The organism is Amycolatopsis sp. NPDC104863 (genome assembly GCF_055582965.1).
Genome location: NZ_JBVJOW010000004.1, coordinates 106,975 through 128,943 on the forward strand (window position 1 = coordinate 106,975; position 21,969 = coordinate 128,943).

Consider the following 21,969-nt stretch of genomic DNA (forward strand, 5'->3'; position numbering starts at 1 on the left):
AGCCCACGCGCGGGGCATGTCAAGCATGTTCGGCGCGTGCGGCTTCTTTGTCGTTCCCTCGCTCCGGCTCGCCCGCCAGGGCCCGCGCCCACAGCGCCGCCAGCGGCAGGGTGAGCACCACTCCGACGATGCCGAATATCCCGACGGTGCCGTGCGGGCTCAGCTGATCCGCGAGCACGCCGCCGATCAGCGGGCTGATGCCCATCATCGTGGTCAGCCCGGTGTTGGACAGCCCCATCACCTGCGCCCGCTGCTCGTCGGGCACGGCCAGCGTCAGTGACGCGGTCGCCTGCAGCAGGCAGACCGTGCCGAAGCCGCCGGAGACGATGAACAGCACGATCGACGCGACCGGCCCGGGGTTCAGGAAGCACAGCACCAGCGGCACCGCGCACAACGCCGAGAGCGGGGCGATCAGCTTCGGCCGCAGCCGGGCGGGCACCCAGCGCGTGTAGACGAACGTCGCGATGACACTGCCGATCGGGTCGGCCGCGAGCAGCAGGCCGATCGCCGACGGGCCACCGCCCGAGGCCGCCACGTACGGGGCCGCGATGCCCTCGTAGACCGGCAGGAGCCCCATCAGCCAGGTGAACAGCACCAGCGTGCGCAGCGGCGAGCTCGCGAACGCCGTCCGGCCGCCCCCGCCGAGCGTCGCGAAGAAGGACTTGCGCTGCTCACCGCTCGCCGCGGCCGGCCGGGCGCGGACACCGAGGCGGATGAACAGGGCGGAGAGGACGAACGTCGCGGCGTCGATGACCAGCGCGACGTGCGGGTCGAGCGCGATCAGCAGCGCGCCGCCGCCGGCGAACCCGAGCAGCTGGGCGCTCTGCACGGTCATGCTGCGGATGCCCATGCCGACGACGAACCGGTCGCCTTCGAGCACCTGCGGCAGCAGCGCGAGCTGGGACGCCTTGAACGGCGGGTTCACCAGCGAGACGCCGCCGACCAGCACGCACATCAGCCAGAACGGCATCCCGGGCAGGGCGACGAGCAGGATCAGCGCGGCGCGCAGGACGTCGACCAGCACCATCACGGAACGGCGGGGGAAGCGGTCGGCGAAGCCGGTGAGGAAGATGCCGCCGAGCAGGGACGGCGCGTAGGTCAGGGCGTACGTCAGGCCGGTCAGCGTGGCGGAGTTGGTCCCGGTGAACACCAGGATGGACAGCGCGACCCGGGCCAGCTGGTCACCGGCGATCGACAGCAGTTCCCCGAACCACAGTGCCCGGAACTCGGCGATCCCGAACACCTCGCGGAACGTGACCCGGTCCGGCGGTGCTGCCATGCGTTTTCTCCCGACCTCGTGCAGACCGCGCCCTTCTCATGACCGCCGGTGACGAGACGACCAGTCGGTCATGAGGCAGTCACGGTACGTGAGTTACCTCAGCCAGTGTCCCGTGACTGTTGGTGAATTCCTAGGTTCTTTCGCCGGTATCGAAGGTGTCACGGAGCTTTCCCGAACGGGTCAGACGATAGCCCGCAGTGTCTGACCGGTCGCCCAGGAGTCACCAATGGATCATTCCGTACCCGTTGGCGCAGGACCAGAGGCAAAAGTAGCCACCTCGCGCGGGGTGAGGTGGCTACCGGGGTGGCGGGACTAGCGCCGGTGCTTTTCGATCACTTCGATCGACGCGCGGACCTGCTCGAAGGTGGGCGGGGCCGCCCGGTTGAACACGACGGTCAGGGACCGGCGCGGGATGACCACGAACTCGACGTCGACCCCGGCCGCCTCCGAAGCGGCCTCGACGACGTCACGCCAGTGCTTCGGGTCGATCCCGTCCGGATCGGCCCATTCGTGGGCGAAGATCGCCCAGTTCCCTCTGAGCAGGGTGCCGACGACGTCCTGCGCGGTGTGGACGCGGTGCGGCGGGCCGATCTCACCGGCCAAGTCTTCCCGGCCGGGGACGTGCTGCGAAGGCCCGGGCGCCTGGGTGGACGAAGGACAAAAGCCACTCCTTTCACCGGTGTGCGGGAGGCATTCGGCGCCGGTGCCGGTGCTGATTGGTCGCACCCGGAATTCCGCCCTGTGGGACGCCCTTCTCCTGCTCAGACGCGGGCGTAGCTTCGGTTTTGTGGCCGATCTCCCGCCGTTCAGCCTCGCCGTCGTGGGCGCCGGACCCCGCGGGGTCGGCGTCCTCGAACGGCTCGGCGCGAACGCCGCGGAGCTGCTCGGCGGCCGCCGGCTCGAGGTGCACCTGATCGACCCGTTCCCGCCCGGGCCCGGCCGGGTCTGGCGCCACGACCAGTCGCCGCTGCTGCGGATGAACTCCATGCCCGAGGACGTCACGATGTTCACCGACGACTCGGTGAAGATGGCCGGCCCGGTGCTGCCCGGACCGTCGCTGCTGGAGTGGGCGCGCCAGGTGCGTGACGGCGCGCTCGACGCCGAGGTGCCCCCGGACGTCGTCGCCGAGCTGACCGCGCTGGACAGCTTCGACTTCCCGACCCGGCGGCTGCAGAGCGCCTACCTGACCTGGGTGTACCGCAAGGTCGTCGCCGACCTGCCCGGCGAGGTCGACGTCGTCGAGCACGCGGCGCGGGCGGTGCGGGTCGACGGTGGCGCGGTGGAGCTGTCCGACGGCACGACGCTGCGCGCGGACGCCGTGGTGTTCACCGTCGGCCACCTCGACGCGGACCCGGACGAGCGGGAGCGGGAGCTGGCGGCGTTCGCCGCGGGGCACAGGCTGGCCTACTACCCGGCCGGGTACACCGCCGACGTCGACTACTCCGGCATCACCCCGGGCGAAACCGTGCTGGTGCGCGGGTTCGGGCTGGCGTTCGTCGACCTGATGCTGCTGCTGACCGAGGGCCGCGGCGGCCGGTTCGAGGAGCTGGCCGGCGGCGGCCTCCGCTACCACCCGAGCGGAGCCGAGCCGGTGCTGCACGTCGGCTCCCGGCGCGGGGTGCCCTACCACGCGAAGATCGGCTACCGGCTGCGCGGGAAACCGTTGCGGCTGCCCAGGTTCTTCGACGCGTACACGATGGACGAGCTCCCCGGCGCGGCGCTCGACTTCCGCGCGGACGTCTGGCCACTGGTCGCGAAGGAGCTGGCCTGGGGCTTCTACAGCGAGCTGTTCACCGGCCACCCGGACCGGGTGCGGATGGACTTCGCGGTGTTCGCCGACGCCTTCGCGGACCTGGACTGGGACTCGCCGGGCATGCGCGACCTCGTCCAGCGGGCGGTGCCTGCCGAAGCGGACCGCCTGGACCTCGACCGGCTGGACCGGCCGATGGCGGGCCGCGAGTTCGGCTCGGCGGAGGAGTTCGGCAAGGAGCTGCGCGAGTACGTCGAGGCCGACCTGGCGCGGCGGGCCGACCGGGAGTTCAGCGCCGACCTGGGCGCGTTCATGGCGTTGCTGTCGGTGTACGCCCAGCTGCCCACGTTGGTCCAAAAAGGACGGTTGAACGCGGCGTCCCAGGTGTCCGACATGGACGGCTGGTTCCACGGGTTCTTTTCCTACTACGCCAGCGGTCCGCCGCCGCGTCGCCTGGAGGAGCTGCTGGCTTTGCACGAGGCCGGTGTGGTCTCGTTCGCCGGCGCCGAGATGGCGGTGACGGCGGAGGACGGGGTCTTCGTGGCGTCGTCGGCGAGCTACCCGGGCACGGTGTCGGCGCGGACGCTGGTCGAGGCCCGCCTGCCGGGCCCGAGCGTGACCCGCGCGGCGGACGGCCTGCTCCGGCAGCTGCGCGACGCCGGTGAGCTGGCCGAGGAGACGGTGGCGGACCCGGTGACGGGGGTTCTGCTGCCGTCGGGCCGGATCCACACGCGCGTGTCGGACTCCCGCCTGCTCGACGGGACCGGCCAGGCCCACCCGCACCGGTTCGCGGTGGGCCCCCACACGAGCGCCCGCTCGGCGGCGGCCTTCACCCGGCCGCGGACGAACGCGCTGTCGTTCCGGCAGAACGACGCCGTGGCGAGGGAGATCCTGGCCCTCGTGAGTGGCGATTAGGGTTCTAACCCGAATTGCCACTCACGACATCGTGGCGACCAGCTCGGCCAGCACCTGGTCCGGCGCGGGCATCTCCGCGATCTCCGCCGCCACCCCGCGCGCGATCTCGCGGGGCTTCGGGTCGTCCAGCAGCTCGCGGACCGCCGTCCCGATCGCTTCGACCGTGATCGCGTCGCCCACCAGCGCCTTCGCCAGCCCCAACCCCGACAGCGTCTCCGCGTTGGCGAACTGGTCGGCGCCCTGGGGCAGCACCAGCTGCGGCAGGCCCGCGGCGAGCGTGGCGAGCACCGTGCCGGTGCCGCCGTGGTGGACCACCAGCCCCGCGTGCTTCAGCACCTCGCCCTGCGGCACGAACCCGGCGGCGTGCACCCGCTCCGGCAGCGGGCCGAGCAGCGCCGGGTCGCCGGGACCGAGCGCCACCAGCACGTCGACGTCCAGCCGCGCCAGCGCTGCGATCGCCCCCTGCAGGACTCCCGGGGCGCCGAAGACGACGGTGCCGAGCGTCAGGTACACAAAGCCGTCCGGCGGGAGCGGGGGCAGCGGGACGTCCGGGTCGAACGGCGTCGGGCGCATGCGGAACACCTTCGGCACCCCCGCGGTGCCGGGGTCGCGGACGCTGTCGGGCCAGACGTCGACACACGCGTCACCGAGGATGGCGTCGGCGGGGCGCGCGCCCCAGAGCGGCGCCAGCCGTTCGGCCGCGACTTCCAGGACGGTCGGCGGCATCGACCGCCCGATCACGAACGAGACGGCAGGGATGCCCGCGCGCCGCGCCGCGATGCCGGCGCCGACGTCGCTCATCTCGTAGACGACCAGGTCCGGACGCAGCTCGGGCAGCAGCGGGGTCAGGTCGTCGAGCAGCGAGCGCGGCAGCAGCTCGGCGAACATCGTGATGCCGACGTCGAGGAAGCCGGCGTCCTCGCCGTGCCGTTTCTTGGCTTCGGCCTCTGCCTCGCCGATGCCGATCCCGGCGCGGTGGACCTCGAAGCCGAGGTCACGCACCTGGGGCACAAACGCTTCGCCGGTGCCGAACACGACGTGGTGCCCGGCCGCGCGCGCCGCGTTCGCGAGGGGCACCAACGGGAACAGGTGGCCGTACGCCGGGCGGCACGTGAAGAGGATCCGCACCGCCCGAGCGTACCGGTCAGCCCTTCACGACCGGAGCGATTTGCTGCACCCACTGCTGCGGCGCCGAGGTTCCGCCGGGCAGGGAGTTGAAGTACTCCCAGCCGTCGATCCCGCCGAAGTCCGGGTACTTCGAGATCAGGCTCCGGACCGTCGACTGCAGGGTCGACATGGCGACGTAACCACTGCAGTTCGCCGGGTTGGTGACGGTCCCGGCGACCACCTTGCTCGCCGGCACCACACCCCGGCGGATGATGTTGTCGTAGCCGGACGTGCTGCTCAGCGAGCCCCAGCCGCAGTAGAACTGCGTGTTGAACCAGGAGATCTGGCTGCCGCGGTCGCGGTACAGCGTGTCGTAGTCGAGCCCGGACAGCCCGCCGCCGCCGCTGAGCTCGGTGGCCACCGGGGCGAGGGTGACGAGGAACGAGCTGCCGAAGTCCGCGCGCAGGGCGTCGATCAGCTTGTTCAGGGCGCCGTTGGACATGTGCTCTTCGACGTCGAGGTCGATGCCGGAGAGCGAGTACGTCCGGATGAGGTTCCGCAGCAACGGGTAGTAGGTGTCGAACTGCGTTTCGAGCCGCTGGAAGCTGCCCGCCGCGGCCCCGCCGACAAAGGCGAGGACGTGCACACCCTGGTTGCGCAGGGTCGCGAGGTCCTGCCACATCCGCGTGAACTTGCTCGCGTTCGGCGGATCGTCGTTGAGGTGCACCACACTGTTCGTGTCGAGGTGGATCGCCCCGACGATGACGTCGGTGGCCCCGGCGTCCCGCAGCGGCAGCGGCGAGACGTAGGTGGAGCCGTTGTAGATGGTCTGGTAATAGACCACAACCCTGCGCCCGGCGGCGGCCGAAGCCGGCACCGCACCCGAAATCATCAGCACCAAGGCCACGAAGGCCACGCCGATCCTCCGCATGGTCCAGACCATACGTCACCGGCGGTGGTGGGAAAAGCACACACCGTCGATCCTGTCCGGTTCCTGTCTCAGCCGACCTCCTGGACCGACCGCCCGGGAATGGCGTCCAGCAGTTCCTTCGTGTAATCCGAACGCGGCTCGTGCAGCACCTGCGCGGCCGGGCCCAGCTCCACCAACGCACCCTCGCGCAGCACGCCGACCTGGTCCGCGAGCTGACGGACCACCGCCAGGTCGTGGGAGATGAACAGGTACGACAGCCCGAGCTCCGCCTGCAGCTCGGCCAGCAGCCGCAGGATCTGGGCCTGCACCGAGACGTCCAGCGCCGACACCGGTTCGTCGCACACGACCAGGTCCGGCCGCAATGCCAGCGCCCGCGCGATCGCGACCCGCTGGCGTTGCCCGCCCGACAGCTCCGCCGGCTTGCGGCGCGCCACCGACGTCGGCAACGCCACCTGTTCCAGCAGCTCCGGGACCCGGTTGCGCGGCAGCCCGAACGCGCGCAACGGCTCCGCGACGACGTCCTCGATCGAGAACTTCGGGTTCAGCGACGCGTACGGGTTCTGGTACACGATCTGCATCCGCCGCCGCAGGCGCCGCAGCTCCGGACCGGCCAACGCCGTGATGTCCTGGCCGTCGAAGGAAACCGACCCCGCCGACGGGGTCTCCAGCCGGAGCACCATGCGGGCCGTCGTCGACTTGCCCGAGCCCGACTCGCCCACCAAAGCCAGCGTCTGGCCGCGAGGGACGTCGAACGAGATCCCGTCGACCGCGCGGATTCCACCGTCGAACGTCTTCGCCAGGTCGCGCACCGAGACCAGCGGTTCGGCGGCCGGTGCGGGTGGTCGCGAGGCGCTCGTCATGCTCGGCGCCGCCGCGAGCAGCTGCTGGGTGTAGGCGTGCGTCGGCGCGCTCACCACCGAGGAACCCTGTTCGACCACCGAACCCTGCGAGAGCACCACGATCCGCGACGCACGATCGGCCGCGACGCCGAGGTCGTGCGTGATCAGCAGGATCGCCGTCCCCGACTCCGCGGCCAGCGACGTCAGGTGGTCGAGGATCCGGCGCTGCACCGTGACGTCGAGCGCGGACGTCGGCTCGTCCGCGATGATCAGCTTCGGCCGTCCGGCCAGCGCCGACGCGATCAGCGCGCGCTGCCGAAGACCACCGGACAGCTGGTGCGGATACTGGCGAGCGCGCAGCTCCGGTTGTGGCACACCCGCGCGTTCGAGCAGTTCGATCGCCTGCGCGGACGCGGATCGCCGGTCCGCGAGGCCGTGGATCTTCAGCACCTCGGCGACTTGGTCGCCGACGCGGTGCACCGGGTTCAGCGACACCGCCGGGTCCTGCGGCACCAGCGCGATCTCGCGCCCGCGCACCCCGCGCCACTGCTTGTCCGACAGCGAAAACAGGTCCCGGCCGTCGAAGGTGATCGAGCCGCCGTCGACGCGGCCGCCGCGCGGCAGCAGGCCGATCGCCGCGTGCGCCGTGGTCGACTTGCCCGAGCCGGACTCCCCGACAACGGCGACCACCTCGCCCGCGCCGACGTCGAAGCCGACGTCACGCACGGCCGGGACCTTCTGGTACGACACGGCCAGGTCCGCAATCCGCAGCAGGGTCATCGGTCTCCTCCGTCCAGCGCGCGGGACAGCCGGTTCGCGGCGAGGACCACCGCCGCGACCGTCAGGCCCGGGAACGTCGTCATCCACCAGGCGGTGGCCAGGAAACTGCGGCCGCCGGCGACCAGCGAGCCCCACTCCGGTGTCGGCGGCGTCGCGCCGAAGCCGAGGAAGCTCAGCGCCGACACCTCGAGCACGGCCGTGCCGAGCGTCAAAGTCGCCAGCGCGAGCACCGGGCCCGCCGCGTTCGGCAGGACGTGCCGCAGCAACACGCCGGACCAGCGCACCCCGGAAGCCCGCGCGGCTTCGACGAACACGCCGTTTCGCACGCGAAGCACCTCCGCGCGCATGACCCGCGCGAAGGCGGCGAGGTTCGCGATGCCGACGGCGATCGCGACGTTCGTCGTGCCGAAGCCCAGCGCCGTGACCAGGGCCAGCGACAGCAGGATCGGCGGGATGGCGAGGAAGACGTCGACCACCCGCATGATCGCGGTGTCGGCCCAGCCGCCGCGGAACCCGGCCAGCAGGCCGAGCGCCGAGCCCGCGACCAGCGCGACGAGCACAGCGATCGCGGTCGCCCGCAGGGAGAGTGAAGCGCCGTGGATGACCCGCGCGTAGACGTCACGGCCGGTTTCGTCGGTGCCGAACAGGTGGTGCAGCGAAGGACCTTGGAGCCGCTCGACGGGGACGCCGGTGATCGGGTCGTAGCCGGTCAGTAGGCCCGGCACGAAGGCCGCGAGCAGCACGAACGCCAGCACGGCGACGGCGATCACGAGCCCGGGGCGGCGCACCGCCGTGCGGGCCGGGGTGGCGAGGTCAACCACGGGCCACCTCCGGCGTCCGGGCGATGCGCGGGTCGAGCAGCGGGTACAGCAGGTCGACGATGAGGTTGAGCACCACGAACACCAGCGCGGCCAGCACGATCACCGCCTGCACCACCGGGACGTCCTGCGCGGTGACGGCGGCCGCGGTGATCCGGCCGACGCCGTCGCGCGAGAACACCGTCTCGGTGATCACCGAACCCGCGACCAGGTTGCCCACCACCACCCCGGCGACGGTCAGCGTCGGCACCGCCGCGTTGCGCAACAGGTGTCCGAAGTGGACGCGCCAGCGGCTCGCGCCCTTGGCCGCCGCGATCTCCGCGTACGGCTGTTCCTGCTGCGTGGCCAGGCTCTTCGCCAGCACCTGGCCGATGATCGCGCCGGTCGGCAGCGCGAGGGTGACCGCGGGCAGGAGCACCGCCGAGAAGCCCTGCGTGCCCAGCGCCGGCAGCAGCCGCAGCCGGAACGAGAAGAACTGGATCAGCAGCAGGCCCACCCAGAACGGCGGCAGCGAGATCGCCAGCGACGGTAACGACAACAGCGCCTGCCGCAGCCAGCGGAACCGCGTGAACGTGCCGAGGAACGCCGAGCCACCGCCGAACAGCACCGCGAACACCAGCGCCAGGCTCGTCACGGCGAGCGTCGGCGGCAACGCCGTGACGACCATGTGCGTGGCGTCGTCGCCGGTCGCGACACTGCGGCCGAAGTCGCCGTGCAACGCCGCCACCAGCCGTTTCAGGTACTGCACCGGCAAAGGCGAGTCGAGGCCGTACTCCGCGCGGGCGGCGGCGAGCTGCTCGGGCGTGGCCGACGAACCCGCCTCCCCGCTGGCGAGCTTCGCCGAAACGGCGTCCCCCGGCAGCAGGTAGAGGATCAGGAACGACAGCGTGAACGCCGCCCACAGCACAAAAACCGCCTGCCCGGCCCGGCGGAGGAGGTAACGCCTCACGAGAGCCACGCGTCGAAGAGCTGCAGCCGTGACGACGCTTCGAAGTCGACGGCGTGCGCCTTCGAGCTCAGCGCGACGACCTGGGTCAGCTCGAAGACCGGGATCGCGTAGGCGTGGTCGACGATCAGCTGCTGGACCTCGTCGGCCGACGGCTTGCGCTTCGCGTTGTCCACAGTGGACGACTGGGCGTCCAGTGCCACGTCCAGGGGGTTGCCCGGGGCGAGCTTGCTGCGGTTGCCCGCCTTCGTCGAGAACTGGCCGCGCAGGATGTCGGGGTCGGCGCGCGTGACGTTGTACCAGAGGAAGTCGTAGTTCCCGGCGAGCTGGATCTGTGTGGTCTCGGCCGTCGTGTGCTGCTCGATCCGCAGGTCGAAGCCGATCTTGCGCAGCTGCTGCTGCACCAGCTCCAGCACGCTGCGGTTCTGGTTGAACACCGGCGAGAACACCACGGACGCGCTCAGCCGCTGCCCGTTCTTGACGCGGATCCCGTCGGGTCCGGGCGCCCAGCCGTCGCCGTCGAGCAGCGCGGCCGCGCCCTTCTGGTCGTACGCGAGCTGCCGCGAAAGGTCGCTGTGCAACGGCGTCGCCGAGCCGAGGATGCTGGTGGCGGGTTTGTAGTTCGCCGTCAGCACGGTGTTCACGACCTCGGTGCGGTCGACGCCCTTGAGCACGGCCTGGCGCACCTTCTCGTCGGCCAGCACCCCGCGGGCGGTGTTCGCGTGCAGGTTGAACACCACACCGGGGTTCGGCCGGATGTTCTCGGTGAAGCCGTTGCCGGCGAACTGCGGCTCGTCGACCGGCTGGATGTCGGTGGCCGCGTCGAGCTGGCCGGACGCGAGGCTGCCGGTGCGGACGCCGGGCTCCGGCACGATCTTGTAGTCGATCTTGTCGAGGTAGGCCTCACCCTGGTGCTTGAACAGCGACGAGCCCCACGCGTAGCCCTTGCGCTTGGCCAGGACGATCTCCTGGTTCTGCTTCAGGCTTTCGAAGACGAACGGCCCCGAGCCGATCAGGCCGTTGCCCTGGCAGCGCTGCTCCGGCGTCTTCTTGAACGCCGCGGGCGCGAGCACGCCGAGCGACATCGTCGAGCTGGCCTGGAGGAACTGGGCGCTGGGCGAGGAGAACTCGATCCGCACGGTCTGGGGATCGACGACCGTCGACGCCTTGTACGCGGCGAGATAGCCGTAGCCGAGCTGGGCTTTGGTGCCCAGGGCCTTGATGCCGTCGAAGCTGGTCTTCACCGCGGCGGCGTCGACCGGGCTGTTGTCGGAGAAGGTCGCGCCGGGCCGCAGGTGGAAGGTGAACGCCGTCGAATCGGCGCTGATCTCCCACTTCTCGGCCAGCCACGGCTTGATCTCGCCGGTCTTCGGGTCCTGGTCGGTCAGCGAGTCGACCAGCTGGCGCGCGACGTTGATGGACGCGTTCGTGGCGGTCTGCTGCGGGTCGACGCAGTCGGGCGCCGAGGAGATGCCGAGGCGCAGCGTGCCGCCGGGTTTCGGCGGGCCGGCGTCGGCCTGCTCGGTGCCGGCGGCGGAGCAGGCGGTCAGCAGGATCGGCAGGGCGAGCAGGGCCGCGGCGTTGCGGGCGCGGAAGAGTGGGGACACCGGACGGCCTCCAGCGGGGAGCGGTTGCGTCTTCGAGCGCGACGCTAGTTCCGCGCTGGAGGCCGTCTCACGGAGCGAACGGCGGTCCCATCACCTGGCACCGCACGGATTCCCCCTTGACTTGGGGGCCGGGATCAGCAGCGGCCGAGCATGTCCGTCAGCGCGCTCTTCTCCGCGGTGCTGATCGTCAGCTTGAACTTGTACTTCACCGCGGTCCACATCTTCGCGTAGGTGCACCAGTAGCTGGTGAGCGGCGGCTTCCACTGGTCGGGCGACTTGTCACCCTTCTCCTGGTTGACGTTGTCCGTCACGGCGATCAGCTGCGGGTCGGTGAGGTCGTTCGCGTACGCCTGGCGCTGCGCGGTCGTCCACGCCGAGGCGCCGGTGCGCCACGCGGCCGCGAGCGGCACGACGTGGTCGATGTCCACATCGGACGCGGCGGTCCAGGTCGCGCCGTCGTACGGGCTGAACCACGAGCCGGACGTCGGCGCGCAGTCGGAGCCGGCCTGCACGTTCGTGCCGTCGCGCTTCAGGACGACCTCGCGGGTGTTGCAGCCGTTGCCCTGGTCGATCCAGTGCGGGAACTTGTCCCGGCTGTAGCCGGTCTGCGAACCGTCGGCCTTGACGGTGAGGGACGCGAGCTCGGTCTTCGCCGTCGAAGCCGACGGGATGCCCGGCGGAGTGGCTTCGGCGACGCTGACCAGCGTCCCGGAGAGCACGGCGGTGGCCGCGAGAACGGTCAAGGAATGACGAACAGCACGCCTGGTTGGCATTTTGCTGCCTCCGTGTCAGGTGCGGGGACAGCTAACCCTGATACACGGGAGTGGCGAGTGCAACACGTATAGGTGACATGTTGCTGCCCGTTCGTGAACGCTGCGTGTCCGCGCGCGCACGCGTGAGTGAAAGTGCCAGGTCAGACCGCCCCGCGAACCAGGCGGAGATCCTCGGTGTGCCGGTACCAGGTCCACTTGTTCACCGCGCGTTCGTGCACGACGTCGTCGCTGACCGGCCGGGTCGGGATGCAGCCGATCTGGAACGCGCGCGAGTACAGCGTGGTCGGCCGCTTGAAGATGGTCCCCTTCACCACGCGCACGGCAAGGCCGGGGCCGCCGGGGTCCGGCGTCACCTCGATCGACGCGGCCGGCCCGCGCAGCGCGACCTGCTCGTCGCAGTAGGCCACCCCGCGGACCAGCCGCAGCAGCCCGCGCCCGACGAGCACCCCGCCGACGTCGTCGCGGATCAGCGGCACCGGGTCGACGTCACCGCGCAGGGCGAGCGCGAGGGCCTGCAGCGGCGACTTCGGCAGGCCCCAGAGCGTGGCGACCGACGAGTCCGGCGCCGACGGCACGAACCCGACCGACACGCCCGAGATCGCGTCCTTCCGCAGCAGCCGCAGCACGACCGCGGCCAGGTCCGCGTCGGTGCCGGACACCACCAGGTGATCGTGTTCGCCCAGCAAGGGGTCGATTTCCGCCTTGCCAGGGCGGCTCGGCACGCGGATCGATTCGACGTCATCGACTTCTTCGAAGCCGGCCGCCGAGTCACCACAGGCCACCACTAGTCCGCGCACCCGCGGGACCTCCGTTACAGTCATGCACCGGCATTTCCTCAGCGCCACCGGTGTCCGTCCGGGACACTAAACCTCACGTCGTCGAACACCTTGGAGTGTCACATGCCGGCCATCGTGCTCATCGGTGCCCAATGGGGGGACGAAGGCAAGGGCAAGGCCACCGACCTGATGGGTGACCGGGTCCAGTGGGTCGTCCGCTACCAGGGTGGCAACAACGCCGGGCACACCGTGGTGCTGCCGAACGGCGAGAACTTCGCCCTGCACCTCATCCCGTCCGGGATCCTCACGCCGGGCGTGACCAACGTCATCGGCAACGGCGTGGTCGTCGACCCGGGTGTGCTGCTCGAAGAGCTTTCGGGGCTGGAAGCGCGGGACGTCGACACGTCCAAGCTGCTGATCTCCGCCGACGCGCACCTGATCATGCCGTACCACGTGGCCATCGACAAAGTCACCGAGCGCTACCTCGGCAGCCGCAAGATCGGCACCACCGGGCGTGGCATCGGGCCCTGCTACCAGGACAAGATCGCCCGCGTCGGCGTCCGCGTGCAGGACCTGCTCGACGAGAAGATCTTCCGCCAGAAGGTCGAAGCCGCCCTGGAGTTCAAGAACCAGGTGCTGGTGAAGGTCTACAACCGCAAGGCGCTCGACGCGAACGAGGTCGCCGACGAGGTGCTGAGCGCCGGCGAGAAGTTCGCGCACCGCATCGCCGACACGCGCCTGCAGCTCAACCAGGCCCTCGAGCGCGGCGAGACGGTGCTGCTGGAGGGCTCACAGGGCACGCTCCTGGACGTCGACCACGGCACGTACCCGTTCGTGACGTCGTCGAACCCGACGTCCGGCGGCGCGAGCGCGGGGTCCGGCATCGGCCCGGGCCGGATCACCACGGTGCTCGGCATCCTCAAGGCGTACACGACCCGCGTCGGCTCGGGCCCGTTCCCGACCGAGCTGCACGACGAGTCCGGCGAGTACCTGCGCAAGCAGGGCGGCGAGTTCGGCGTCACGACGGGCCGCTCGCGGCGTACCGGCTGGTTCGACGCGGTGATCGCGCGCTACGCGGTGCGCGTCAACGGCATCACCGACTACTTCCTCACCAAGCTGGACGTGCTGTCCGGCCTGGAGAAGGTGCCGGTGTGCGTCGGGTACGAGGTCGACGGCTTCCGCACGCAGGACATGCCGATGACCCAGACCGACGTCCACCACGCGATCCCGATCTACGAAGAGCACCCGGGCTGGTTCGAGGACATCTCGGCGTGCCGCACGTTCGAGGAGCTCCCGGCGAACGCGCGCGCGTACGTCGAGCGCCTGGAGGAGCTGTCGGGCGCCCGGATCTCGGCGATCGGCGTGGGCCCGGGCCGCGAGCAGACGATCGTGCGGCACCAGTTCGTCTAAGTCAGTTTCGTGCTGACCGGCGTCTCGTTGCGGAACAGGTCGAGCACCGGGCAGTGCTCGTCGACCTCACGCTTGAGGTCTTCGTAGCGCTCCCGGCTCGCCGGACCTTCCAGTTCGACGGACACCCGCACGTCCCCGAAACCGGGGCGGGTGTTGAAGGAGAAGCCGAAGAAGCCGTGGAGGTCGAGGTCGCCGTCGACGGTGACCTTGATCGAGTCGAGCGGAATGCCGCGCTTCGCCGCCCAGAACTGGTAGGTGATCACCTGGCACGACCCGAGGGCGGCGAGCGCGAACTCGACGGGGTTGGCGGCCTGGTCGGTCCCCCCGAGCGCGGGCGGCTCGTCAACGGTGAAGCTGTGGTCGCGGACCTTGACCTCGACTTCGGTTTTCGTGCCGGGCTTCAGGGTGTGGTCAACACTGAAGGAGACGGCGGCGTTGTGCGGGTCGGCGTCGACGGCCCGGCGGGTTCCTTCGATGACGTCGGTCAGCGACATGGGTGCTCCTCGGTGATCGGCAGTTCGCCCAGGGTGGGCGAATCTCGAGGGCTTCGCTCGGGTTCTCAAGTCCTGGGAGCGGCGGCGTCCCGAGATGCGGAAGCGCTTGCACATTCGGAGAAGGTAGGGATATCGGCCGAGCCGCTCAGGATTCGCGGGTGACCGCGGCCCGGTCGGCGAGCCCGTCGTAGCCGTGGGTCTTCGCGAGCCGCAGTGCTGCGCCGAGGTAGTGGACGGCTTGCTCTCCCGATCCGGCGGCGCGGTGGGTGTGCCCGATCGTCACGAGTGCCTCGCATTCGTCGAACCGCGCACCGGTCCGGCGAGCGAGGCGGAGTGCGTGGTGTCCGCTCAGCAACGCGCGTGAGTGGTCACCGCCGGCGAGGTGCCCCGCCGCGAGTGCGGCGTGTCCGGCGATTTCGGTGCCGGTGTCGCCGGTTCCGCGCCCGGCTTCGAGGGCTTCCTCCGCGAAGTGAACAGCCCGTGCCGAGTCGCCCGTGCCGGTGTGGATCGTACTGAGCACCGCGAGTGCGCCGGCCTCGGTGCAGCGGTCGTCCGAGCGTCGCGCCTCCGCGATGGCTTCTTCCGCGGCGGAGAACGCCTTGTCGTAGTCGGCGGCGCGGGCGTGCACTCGGGCGAGGAGGAACAGGCTGTCGGGGCAGCGGTCGGCGGCAACGTGGATCGTGGTCGCCTCGGCCAGCTTGCCGCGGTATTCGTGGAGGACGCCGAGGTTGCGGCGGCAGATGGGGTTCCGCGCGGAGTCCAGCGCGCCGGCCTCGTCGAAGAGCTTGCCCGCCCGGTCGAGGTCGCCGGTGACCAGGTGGAGGGTGGCCAGATTTTCCAGCACACTGGTCACCCCGCGCCGGAACCCCAACAGACGGTAGAGCCGCAGCGCGGCTTCGAAATGCGTGATGGCGGGCTCGAAGTCGTACCGGAGCGCGTGAGTGGCCGCGAGGTTGTTGTGCGCGGCCGCCCGCAGATCCGCCCGGTGGGTGGCTTCGGCCGATTCGAGACCGATCCGGGCGAGGTCCGGTCCTTCCGGGAGCCAGGTCGTCATGCTGTGCCCGCGCAGGGCGTCGACGAGCTGCCACGCGAGTCCGTGGTACTCGCGGGCATGGGCGTGGCGGATCGCCGCGACGAGGTTGGGGAGCTCTTCGTTCAGCCAAGTTCGGGCGGCTTCTTCGCCGGCGAACGCGCTCTGGTCCGGCTGCGGTGCGGACTGCCGAAGGACGAACGGGTACAGCAGGTCGGCGGCCGCACAGGTGCGGGCGAGGTAGTGGCTCAGAAGTCCGTGCGTCGCCGAATCACTTTCGTCCTCGGGACATTCGAGCTCCGCGCGTTCGGCCGCGTACCTGCGGAGCAGGTCGTGCAGGCGGTAGCGGCCCGGCGCGTGCTCTTGGACGAGGTGGGCCAAGGCCAGCCGCTCGAGGTGACGGCCCGTCGTCGATGCCGGGGCATTGGTCAGGGCCGCGGTCGATGCCGGGGTCGCGTCCGGACCCGGGACCAGGCCGAGCAACCGGAACGTGCGGCGGGTCGCGGGGTCGAGCGTGTCGTAGGACAGGTCGTAGGCGATCCGCACGGCGCTGGTGTTTCCGTCGGTCGTCAAGCTGTCCAGCACACCGTGGGCGCGCAGGTCGGTGAGGTGATCCGCCACCCGGCGGCCGACCCGGTGCCGGACCTGGGCGCCGGTGATGCGCAAGGCGATGGGCAGCCGTGCACACACCTCGGCCAGCTCGGTGGTCGCGGCCGGTTCGCGGGCCGTGCGCTCGGGCCCGATCGCCGTCGCGAGCACGGCCACCGCGTCGGCCGCGTCGAGGACGTCGAGCGTGATGCGCTGGGCGCCGTCGAGGGCGACCAACTCGTCGAGGCGATGCCGGCTCGTCACCAGGACCAGGCAGTTCGGCGCCGCGGGCAGCAGCGGCCGGACCTGACCGGGGTCCACGGCGTCGTCGAGAACGCAGAGCACGGACTTGGCCGCCAGAACGGACCGGTACAACGCCTCGGCCTCGTCCGGATCCGCCGGTATCTGCCGTGCCGGAACGCCCAATGCCCGCAGAAACCGCCCGAGCACCACGCCGGGCTCGGCCGGCCGACGGAGGTCGGCGTAGAGCTGGCCGTCGGGGAACCGATCGCGGACGCGGTGCGCCCACTGCGTCGTGAGTTCGGATTTGCCGACCCCGGCGGTCCCGACGACGACCCCGAGGCGTGGGCCGTCGTTCCCGGGCAGCAGCCGGTCGAGTGCCCGCAGCTCCTCGCGTCGTCCGCGGAACCCGGTCGCCGCACGGGGGAGCTGCGCGGGACGCAGCGGCGAAGAGGCGGGGACGACCTGCTGCCGCAGCACGGCAAGGTGCGCTTCGCGTAGGTCGGAGCCCGGTTCAGCGCCCAGGTCGCCGGCCAGCTTGCTGCCGATCGTGTCGTACGCGTCGAGTGCCGCAGCTTGTTGCCCGGCGCCGGCGAGGGCGAGCATCAGCAATGCCCAGAGCCGCTCGTGCAGCGGGTGGTCCACGATCAGCCGGCGGAGTTCTGTGGCGACGTCCTCGCAGGCGCCCAGGTTGAGGCGCGCGCGGCAGTGGTGCTCGACGGCTGCGAGCCGGGCATCGGTCAACCGCTGGGCCTCGCCGTCGAGCGCCGCGGTCGCGGGGAGGTTGGCCAGCGGTTGTCCCCGCCACAACGCCAAAGCCCGTCCGAGCGTCTCGGCGGCGCACTCGTCGTCGCCTCCGAGCAGCGCTCGGTGTCCCGTCGCGGCGAGCCGATCGAATCGCTCGATATCGATTTCGTCCGGCCCGGCTTCGATCAGATAACCGCCGGCGCGCGCGTGGATGCGCCGTACGCGATCATCCGACGCGGCGAGCTGCCGGCGCAGCTGGGCGACATGGGTTCGCAGGTTCGCCATCGCCGACGGCGGAGCCGTCTCACCCCAGATCACCTCGATCAGCCGGTGTGGCGGGACCACCACGCCGGGCGTGAGCAGGAGGGCCGCGAGAAGGGCACGCTGCCGATGGGAGGCCAGCCGCAGGTGCGCGGTTCCCGACCGGACCTCGACCGGGCCGAGGAGCAAGAACTCCACGACATCTCCTCCCGTGAGCGTCGCGTGACCAGTCGATGTTCGCCGGATGTGCCGATCCTGTACAGCCACCCTGCCACTGTGACCTCGCTGGAGGTGGGCGACGCCGGTGTCCAAGGCAGGGCGAGGGGGCTCGCTGTGCACATCGGCGGCACCCACGGCGAAAGGACCGAGCATGTTTTCGCACCGGACGATCCCGATCAGGCTGGTGGCCGTGGCGGTCGCGGCTACGACGGGCCTGACCGTGGTGCCGGCCCCGCCGGTTCAGGCGCGCGTTACCGGCCGGGGCGCCACGTCGAGGATCAAGATCCTCGGCACTGTCGCTGTCCGGACGAAGAACCAGACCGTCTTCGTCGTCACGACAACGACGAGGTACTTCGCCTTCTGTTCGCTCGGGTTCTCAAGTCCTGGGAAGCCGGAAATCGGTGGCCACCGGCGCTAGCTTGGGATCATGACCATCGGAGTCACGCTCCCCGCGGGCGACACCGAGTCCGCGCCGAACCTCGTCGACGAACTGCTCGCCCAGGCCCGGCAAGCCGCCGATGCCGGGCTGAAGTCCGTCTGGTTCTCGCAGCTCCCCCTCAGCCAGGACGCCATCACCGTCGCCGCGCTGGCCGGGCGGGAAGTGCCCGGGATCGAGGTCGGCACCTCCGTCGTCCCGACCTACCCGCGCCACCCGCTGCTCGTCGCCGGTGCCGCGCAGACCGCCCAAGCCGCCGCCGGGGGGCGCTTCACCCTCGGCATCGGGCTCGGCTCGAAAGGCTTCCTCGGTCCCGTCTACGGCGTTGACTACCCGCCGCCGATCCGGCACCTGCGCGAGTACCTGACCGTCCTCCGAAGCGCCTTTGCCGGGGAGGCCGTCGACTTCGACGGCGAGACCGTCCAGGCGCACGTCCCCGGACCGTCCACTGTGGGCGGTGATGTCCCGGTCATCGTCGCCGCCATGGGGCCGCAGGCCTTGCGGGTCACCGCCGAGCTCGCCGACGGGACCCTGCCCTTCCTCGCCGGGCCGAGAGCGCTTTCCGAGCTGATCGTGCCGGCCATGGCGGGGAAGCGGATCATCGCCGCCGTCCCGGCGATCGTCACCGACGACCCGGACGCCGTCCGTGCGAAAGCCGTCGAGCAGATGTCCTTCTACGGCCGGATTCCCTCGTACCGCCGGATCCTCGACGCGGAAGGCGTCGGCCACGCCGCCGACCTCGCGCTCATCGGCGACGAGAAAACCGTCCTCGCAGGGCTCCAGCGTTACTACGACGCGGGCGCCACCGACGTCCTCGTCTCGCAGACCGGCCTCCGCTCCAGCGAAGAGCGACGACGGACGTGGGAAGTCGTCAGCTCAATCGGTTCGTGAGGGTCGCCGTCACCGACAGCTCCTCCAGGTCCAGCTCGCGCAGCACCTTCTGCAGGATCTCGTCGTCAAGCCGGCCGGCGCGGTTCTCCTCGATCATCGCCTTGCGCTGGATGATCAGCAGCTCCTTCCGGGCCTTCGCGAACTGCGCCTGAGGCGTGCCCGGGCGGTCCTCGCCCGACAGCTTGATCGTCGCTTCGGCGAACCGGTAACGCGTGTCGATCAGCCGCTCCAGCCGCTGCTTGAGCCGTTCGACCTTCTCGGGCGGCAGGTCCAGGGTGGCCAGCCGGTCGCGGCCGATCTCGCGCAGCCGTTCGTGCGCCGCCTTCTGCGCGACCTCGCGCGCCGCGAGCTCCTCGGCTTCGTCGCGCGACGCCTCCGAAGGGTCCTGCACCTTCAAGACCCGGATCAACGGCGGCAGCGTGAGCCCCTGGATCAGCACTGTCCCGATCGCGACGGCGAACGCGAACAGCTGGATCTCCTCACGCCCCGGTGTGTCGGCGGGGACACCGGCCGCCGCCGCGAGCGTGACGACGCCGCGCATGCCGGTCCACGAGAGCACCGCCAGCGTCCGCCACGCCGGCGCCGCGCGGCCGCGGCCGAACAGGCGCATCGCCCGGGGCAGGTAGGCGAAGACGAACACCGCCGGGACGCGCACCAGCATCGTCACCAGCAGCACGACCACCGCGACCAGCGCGAGCGTGCCGTTGTCGCGCGCCGCGTGCTGGGCGCCGTCGAGCACGAACGGCAGCTGCAGCCCCATCAGCGCGAACACCAGCGCCTCCAGCAGGACGTCGATGGACGCCCAGACGGATCTGTCCTGCATGCGCGTCGCGGGTGACGCGTACAGCGAGCGCGCGCCCAGGTAGAGGCCCGCGGCGACCACGGCGAGCACCCCCGACCCGCTGAACTCCTCGCCGAACGGGTGCAGGTGCTCGGCGGTGACGTACGCGCCGAACGGCACGATGATCCCGAACGCCGACTCGAGCAGCGGGTCGTCGAGCAGCCGCCGGATCCCCACGACGAGCGCGCCGATCGCCAGGCCGACCGCGATGCCCAGCACGGTCGCCACGCCGAACACGGCGAACCCGTGCCCGGCCGAGCCCGCGGTGCCCGCGACCGCGGCGAGCGCGACCTTGTAGAGCGTCAGCGCGGCGGCGTCGTTGACCAGGCTTTCGCCGGTCAGCACGGTCATCACCCGCCGCGGCAGGCCGAGCTTGCGCCCGATCGCCACCGCCGTCACGGCGTCCGGCGGCGCCACGACCGCGCCGAGCACCAGCGCGGAGGCGAACGGCACGTCCGGCAGCAGCAGGTGCACGACCAGGGCGACGACCACGGCCGTCACCGCGACGAGCACCACGCCCAGCGCGACGATCGGCCGCAGGCTGTTCTTGAAGTGCGTCAACGAGCTTTCGAGCGACGTCGAGTAGAGCAACGGCGGCAGCACGACCGTGAGCACCAGCTCCGGCTCCAGCTCGAACCGCGGCACTCCGGGGATCAGCGCGACCCCGAGCGCGACGACCACCACCAGCAGCGGCGCGGACAGGTTGTACCGGCGGGCGAACGCCGTCAGCGCCAACGATCCGGCGAGCACGCCCATCAGCGTCAGGATCTCCACGCGCGTGATCTTCGCGCAGGGAGCGGCGTTGTGCTCGGCTTCCGGTCAGTGGAAGTGACCTGGCTTACGCCGAGTTCGCCGTGGTTGAGTGTGCGCACTACGCACACCTGTGCGGATCATGTGCACCGACGCACAACCGGAGGTTCCCCATGTCCCCTGGCGCTCGCTCCTGGGTCGTGCCCCTGGCCTGGACCGCCGTCCTGCTCGACGGGTTCGACCTGGTCGTGCTCGGCACCGTGCTGCCCGTGCTCCTCCGCGACCACGTCTGGGGCCTGACACCCGGCACGGCGTCGGTCGTCTCGACGGTCGGGCTGGCCGGGATGATGCTGGGCGGGCTGGCGATCGGCACGATCACCGACGTCATCGGCCGCCGGAAGTCGCTGATCATCTCCGTGGCGCTGTTCTCGGTGTGCACGCTGCTGTGCGCGTTCGCGCCCTCGACGTTCGTCTTCGGCCTGCTGCGGTTCGTCGCCGGGCTCGGCCTCGGCGGCTGCCTGCCGACGGCCATCACGCTGGTCACGGAGTACGCGCGCCGCGGCAAGGCCGGCAGCGCGACCACGACCGTGATGACCGGCTACCACGTCGGCGCGGTGCTGACGGCGCTGCTGGGCATCGTCCTCATCTCGCCGCTGGGCTGGCGCGCGATGTTCGTCGCCGGGGCGCTGCCGGCCGTCGTGCTGATCCCGCTGATGCTGAAGTTCCTGCCGGAGTCCGAGACGTTCCAGCGGGTCCGCGAGACCGAGCGGTCGGCCGGGCACGCCGTCGCCGGCCTGTTCCGCGGCGGCCTGCTGCGCGCGACGATCGCGTTCTGGGTGACGTCGTTCATGGGCCTGCTGCTGGTGTACGGCCTGAACACCTGGCTGCCGGAGATCATGCGCCAGGCCGGGTACCCGCTCGGCGCCGCGCTGAGCCTGCTGCTGACGCTGAACGTCGGCGGCATCGTCGGGCTGCTCGTCGCGGGCCGGGTCGCCGACCGCGTCGGCATCCGCCCGTCGGCGATCGTCTGGTTCTGCCTGGGCGCGGTGTTCCTCGCGCTGCTGAGCGTGAAGCTGCCCGCGGTCGGGCTGTACGCGGCGGTGTTCCTGACCGGTTGTTTCGTGTTCAGCGCACAGGTTCTGGTGTACGCGTACATCGGCCGCATCTACCCGGACGCGATCCGCGCGACCGGCCTCGGCTGGTCGGCGGGCATCGGCCGCATCGGCGCGATCTCCGGCCCCCTCCTCGGCGGCGCGCTGCTGACGGCGGGAATCGCGTATCCGTGGGGCTTTTACGCCTTCGCGGGAGTGGGCGCCCTGGGCGCGGCGGCGGTGACGGTGGTCCGCCCGGGCCGCGAAGTCCGGGCCGAAGAACCCGGCCCTGCCAAAGCACGCCAGACTTCCTGAGTCTGCCGCCGCTTGTCGTGGGGGGTTTGGGGGGGGGGGGAAAAACCCCAAAACCCCAAAAAACCCCGCCCAGAGGCCACCCAAGTTCCTCCCCCCCCCCCCCCCACCAACCAAACCCGCCCCCCAAACCCTGAA

Annotated in this window: 17 protein-coding genes; 4 read left to right on the forward strand and 13 right to left on the reverse strand. The window is 70.9% G+C overall.

Annotated elements, in window-relative coordinates:
- Nucleotides 1-19 precede the first annotated feature (19 nt).
- A complete protein-coding gene (locus ACZ63J_RS21950) occupies nucleotides 20-1,279 on the reverse strand; it encodes an MFS transporter (protein WP_465406481.1) in 1,260 nt (419 codons plus the stop codon).
- Between the two features lie 312 nt (nucleotides 1,280-1,591).
- Nucleotides 1,592-1,882: a hypothetical protein gene (locus ACZ63J_RS21955; RefSeq protein ID WP_465406479.1), complete on the reverse strand. Its 291-nt coding sequence runs from the start codon at nucleotides 1,880-1,882 to the stop codon at nucleotides 1,592-1,594.
- 184 nt (nucleotides 1,883-2,066) lie between these two features.
- On the opposite strand from ACZ63J_RS21955, the gene ACZ63J_RS21960 reads away from it, so the two are divergent.
- Nucleotides 2,067-3,944 (forward strand): FAD/NAD(P)-binding protein, encoded by a 1,878-nt coding sequence (locus ACZ63J_RS21960; RefSeq protein ID WP_465406477.1) that lies wholly within the window; start codon nucleotides 2,067-2,069, stop codon nucleotides 3,942-3,944.
- 21 nt (nucleotides 3,945-3,965) lie between these two features.
- Here the strand turns inward: ACZ63J_RS21960 and ACZ63J_RS21965 are convergent, their stop codons facing one another.
- The 8 genes from ACZ63J_RS21965 to ACZ63J_RS22000 form a co-directional block, all read right to left on the reverse strand.
- Nucleotides 3,966-5,072 carry a glycosyltransferase gene (locus tag ACZ63J_RS21965; RefSeq protein ID WP_465406475.1) on the reverse strand — a complete coding sequence of 369 codons (1,107 nt, stop codon included), beginning with the start codon at nucleotides 5,070-5,072 and terminating at the stop codon, nucleotides 3,966-3,968.
- A 16-nt stretch (nucleotides 5,073-5,088) separates the two neighbouring features.
- Nucleotides 5,089-5,982: a glycosyl hydrolase family 18 protein gene (locus tag ACZ63J_RS21970; protein ID WP_465406473.1), complete on the reverse strand. Its 894-nt coding sequence runs from the start codon at nucleotides 5,980-5,982 to the stop codon at nucleotides 5,089-5,091.
- Between the two features lie 68 nt (nucleotides 5,983-6,050).
- The gene (locus ACZ63J_RS21975) at nucleotides 6,051-7,601 is read right to left on the reverse strand and encodes a dipeptide ABC transporter ATP-binding protein (protein ID WP_465406471.1); all 1,551 of its coding nucleotides are present in this window, start codon (nucleotides 7,599-7,601) and stop codon (nucleotides 6,051-6,053) included.
- The gene (locus ACZ63J_RS21980; RefSeq protein ID WP_465406469.1) at nucleotides 7,598-8,422 is read right to left on the reverse strand and encodes an ABC transporter permease; all 825 of its coding nucleotides are present in this window, start codon (nucleotides 8,420-8,422) and stop codon (nucleotides 7,598-7,600) included. Before ACZ63J_RS21980 ends, ACZ63J_RS21975 begins: the two co-directional genes overlap by 4 nt.
- Nucleotides 8,415-9,368 carry an ABC transporter permease gene (locus tag ACZ63J_RS21985; protein WP_465406467.1) on the reverse strand — a complete coding sequence of 318 codons (954 nt, stop codon included), beginning with the start codon at nucleotides 9,366-9,368 and terminating at the stop codon, nucleotides 8,415-8,417. The genes ACZ63J_RS21980 and ACZ63J_RS21985 overlap by 8 nt, the downstream gene beginning before the upstream one ends.
- Nucleotides 9,365-10,972 (reverse strand): ABC transporter substrate-binding protein, encoded by a 1,608-nt coding sequence (locus tag ACZ63J_RS21990; RefSeq protein ID WP_465406465.1) that lies wholly within the window; start codon nucleotides 10,970-10,972, stop codon nucleotides 9,365-9,367. Before ACZ63J_RS21990 ends, ACZ63J_RS21985 begins: the two co-directional genes overlap by 4 nt.
- A gap of 134 nt (nucleotides 10,973-11,106) precedes the next feature.
- On the reverse strand, nucleotides 11,107-11,745 hold the full coding sequence (locus ACZ63J_RS21995; RefSeq protein ID WP_465333622.1) for an HNH endonuclease family protein: 639 nt from the start codon (nucleotides 11,743-11,745) through the stop codon (nucleotides 11,107-11,109).
- Nucleotides 11,746-11,885: 140 nt separating this feature from the next.
- The gene (locus ACZ63J_RS22000) at nucleotides 11,886-12,566 is read right to left on the reverse strand and encodes a hypothetical protein (protein ID WP_465406463.1); all 681 of its coding nucleotides are present in this window, start codon (nucleotides 12,564-12,566) and stop codon (nucleotides 11,886-11,888) included.
- A gap of 78 nt (nucleotides 12,567-12,644) precedes the next feature.
- Between ACZ63J_RS22000 and ACZ63J_RS22005 the strand changes: the two genes are divergently transcribed.
- Entirely contained in the window at nucleotides 12,645-13,931 is a 1,287-nt protein-coding gene (locus tag ACZ63J_RS22005; protein ID WP_465312901.1) for an adenylosuccinate synthase, read from the forward strand.
- Here the strand turns inward: ACZ63J_RS22005 and ACZ63J_RS22010 are convergent.
- Nucleotides 13,928-14,425, reverse strand: coding sequence for an OsmC family protein (locus tag ACZ63J_RS22010; RefSeq protein WP_465333624.1), 498 nt, complete (start codon nucleotides 14,423-14,425; stop codon nucleotides 13,928-13,930). The two genes, ACZ63J_RS22005 and ACZ63J_RS22010, sit on opposite strands and share 4 nt — an antisense overlap.
- Nucleotides 14,426-14,570: 145 nt before the next feature.
- Nucleotides 14,571-17,489: an AfsR/SARP family transcriptional regulator gene (locus ACZ63J_RS22015; protein WP_465406461.1), complete on the reverse strand. Its 2,919-nt coding sequence runs from the start codon at nucleotides 17,487-17,489 to the stop codon at nucleotides 14,571-14,573.
- Nucleotides 17,490-17,937: 448 nt separating this feature from the next.
- Here ACZ63J_RS22015 and ACZ63J_RS22020 point away from each other — a divergent pair, with 448 nt between their 5' ends.
- Complete coding sequence (locus ACZ63J_RS22020; protein WP_465333626.1) at nucleotides 17,938-18,837, forward strand: TIGR03564 family F420-dependent LLM class oxidoreductase; 900 nt, start codon at nucleotides 17,938-17,940, stop codon at nucleotides 18,835-18,837.
- On the opposite strand, the gene ACZ63J_RS22025 is transcribed toward ACZ63J_RS22020, so the two are convergent.
- Nucleotides 18,818-20,452 carry a cation:proton antiporter gene (locus tag ACZ63J_RS22025; RefSeq protein WP_465333628.1) on the reverse strand — a complete coding sequence of 545 codons (1,635 nt, stop codon included), beginning with the start codon at nucleotides 20,450-20,452 and terminating at the stop codon, nucleotides 18,818-18,820. The two genes, ACZ63J_RS22020 and ACZ63J_RS22025, sit on opposite strands and share 20 nt — an antisense overlap.
- Before the next feature lie 149 nt (nucleotides 20,453-20,601).
- Between ACZ63J_RS22025 and ACZ63J_RS22030 the strand changes: the two genes are divergently transcribed.
- Nucleotides 20,602-21,834, forward strand: a complete 1,233-nt coding sequence (locus ACZ63J_RS22030; protein ID WP_465406459.1) for an MFS transporter — start codon at nucleotides 20,602-20,604, stop codon at nucleotides 21,832-21,834.
- The last annotated feature ends 135 nt before the right edge of the window (nucleotides 21,835-21,969 follow it).